2 protein-coding genes are annotated in these 2596 nt (G+C 37.5%); both read right to left on the bottom strand.

Annotation, left to right across the window (positions count from 1 at the left end; genetic code table 11):
* Window positions 1-124 precede the first annotated feature (124 nt).
* Window positions 125-655, bottom strand: a complete 531-nt coding sequence (locus tag FYJ45_RS29145; RefSeq protein ID WP_154468415.1) for a hypothetical protein — start codon at window positions 653-655, stop codon at window positions 125-127.
* 141 nt (window positions 656-796) lie between these two features.
* Window positions 797-2533, bottom strand: a complete 1737-nt coding sequence (locus tag FYJ45_RS29140) for a response regulator (RefSeq protein WP_154468414.1) — start codon at window positions 2531-2533, stop codon at window positions 797-799.
* Between the last annotated feature and the right edge of the window lie 63 nt (window positions 2534-2596).

Here is a 2596-nt window from a genome sequence, read left to right as displayed (position 1 = left end):
CATCATTAAAACGGCATAAGAGGTCCGCATGTGCGACTTGGTTCAAAAGGAAAGTACTAAATCAGGGGCTTGAAGTTCATATCAAGCTCTTGATTTTGAGCCCCTGACTTAGAACTTTCCTAATCTACTCGATCCAACTGTTGCTGTCTTCTGATAATCGATAGGCTTCTGTAAATACTCTTTGATAACTGTATCTTTGAACTTTTTGTATCCTCTCTGAGATATGCTTTACTTTAAAGATATTACCATCCGCTTTTGATTCTTGCGTAGACAACAAAATGTTGTTTAACCAGATAACTTCGGCCTGCAAAAACCCCGGCTGATTCAATGTATAGAAACTGCTTACACAAAAGGAAACCACTTCTATCGCAAGCGCATTTCTCCGGTTCAAGTACTGCGCCGGCAGAAAAATCCGGTCTACTCTGTAGTAATCATGCGCTGCTCTTGCCGGTCCATGAAAAATCATATTCCCATTTAAATAAACACGGTAAACAGACGTTCCTGTTATCCTTAATTCCGGTACTGTCCTTTCATTCTCTTGTTGTTCTTCCTCTGGCTCCCATTCAAATATTCCCCAAAATCCCAGTGAGTAATTCATTTCTGTTGTTTTTCCTGACTCCCACACCGGTTTTGCCTGCCTGAATAAAAATCCCATCTCTTTTTCCTTTCCCCATCAACGCTGCTTTACAGACTTACATCCTAAGAACAGTATATCCCTATATAAATACAGTTCCTATGTACATATTTGTACTTTTTTACCCGAATATTACTTTTTTCCCGTTGATACTGCTTCCTGCTATTTTTTATATCTGATTCTGAATTCGACAGGTGAAATTCCCTCACTGTTCTTAAATACTCTGGTAAACGAATGCGGTGTAAAATATCCTACCTCTTCTCCAATTCGATTGATTTTTTCATTTGTTTCCAGCAACAGCCTTTTAGCCGCTTTTATCCGTTCATTTACAATATATTCTGATAAGTTGCAGTGATTTTTCTGTTTAAAAATACGAGAAAGATACGATGCATTAAATCCGCCGATGTCTGCAAGCGCTGTCAATGACAGATCCGAATTCAAATGGGACCTGATATACGCTTCTACCCGCAACACAACCTCATCTCTATAATATCCGCTATTTTCTGTTTTTATCTGAAAAAGAAACTCCGTCAATTGCTTCAGATAACAATAAGCTTCATTCCAATCATAAAAATCTTCTGCGTTTGTCAGTTTATAGAGGGCAATATGAAACGGCAGTTTTTCACCCAATTCATTCATGTTGATATATCTCAAAAATACCATTGCAACATTATAATATAATTCCAATGCCCCAATATCATGCTTACTGGCTCCTGAAAGCAAGGGAGTTATAATTTCTTTCAATACCACTTGAAATTCATGCTTCTTTTCCTGCTCCAGATAGCTATTTAATAAAGGCAGTTTCATCAACGCTGCTTTATTATCCATTTGCCTTCCAACTTTTTCCTTCTCATTCACCGTTAGAATGCCTGGCTCTTCTTCCTGAATAATTGTACTCAGGTTTTCTTTCAAAAAATAATACTGTTCCCGCAATTGTCCAAACAATATTTCCTTTTTAGAAATCGCAAACGGAACCTTTATCTGAAGCTGTGTCATGAAGATACTTTGTATTTCCTCTAATGCTCCTGAAGAAATATAAAAAATACGATTCCAGTCTGTATAATCATCAATCAAACGAGGTTGGATCATAAGAGACAAATAGCAATGCTCCAATACGCATATATGTATTTTTAATATTCTGGGCATGGTCTGCCTAATGATTAGAATCATCTTTTCCAAAATATCCATCTCTATTATCGGAAACTTTTGATCAATCCGTCCCACAAACAAATAGAACGGATCCTTCCCCTCTATTTCTATTTCCAATTCCTCTAAAATATCCTGATCAGTCTCCTGCTCCATCTTTCCAAAAATGATTCGCTCTAAAAATTCTTTCTGCAGCCAGTATTTTGCCTTTTTAAACAATTCGCTGCGATATTCTTCTAACCGGAATTCCTCCTTTTCCCTTCGAATCTCTATCAGAGCATCCAAAACCGTATCTTTAATTTTCTGATCCTCTTCCGTTTTCAGGAGATATCTGATTTCCTTGTTCTGAATTACTTCGTAAAGCACTTCATGATCGCGAAACCCCGTCAAAAAAACAACTTTTGCCCTGGGCCAATTTTCCCTGATATGCTGATATAATTCCATCCCGTTCATGCCTGGCATTTTAATATCCGTTAATACAACATCACACTTTACTTTATCCAAAACAGTCAATGCCTTTTTCCCCGAGACTGCCGTATATACCTCCAGCTCTTCCGGAAAATCATACAAAAACATTTCCTGTAATCCTTCTAAAATTTCAATCTCGTCATCTACAATCAATAAATTGAACATAACTCCCCCTCCGGCTTTCTGGAAATTTTCTTTGGTATTTAATTTTATCCTTTTGGTTTTGAACCAAATCGCACATGCTGTGCAATAGCCTTTCTTATCTTTTCTCTGCACCGTTGCCACGGTGCTCTTTTTCTTTTACAATAGCCTTATCCTTATGAAAGGAAAAACCCTACGGATGAGTGC

The sequence above is a fragment of the Eisenbergiella porci genome (assembly GCF_009696275.1).
GTDB lineage: Bacteria > Bacillota > Clostridia > Lachnospirales > Lachnospiraceae > Eisenbergiella > Eisenbergiella porci.
The sequence above is the reverse complement of the archived record's forward strand: the minus strand, read 5'-3'. Positions and strand labels throughout refer to the sequence as shown.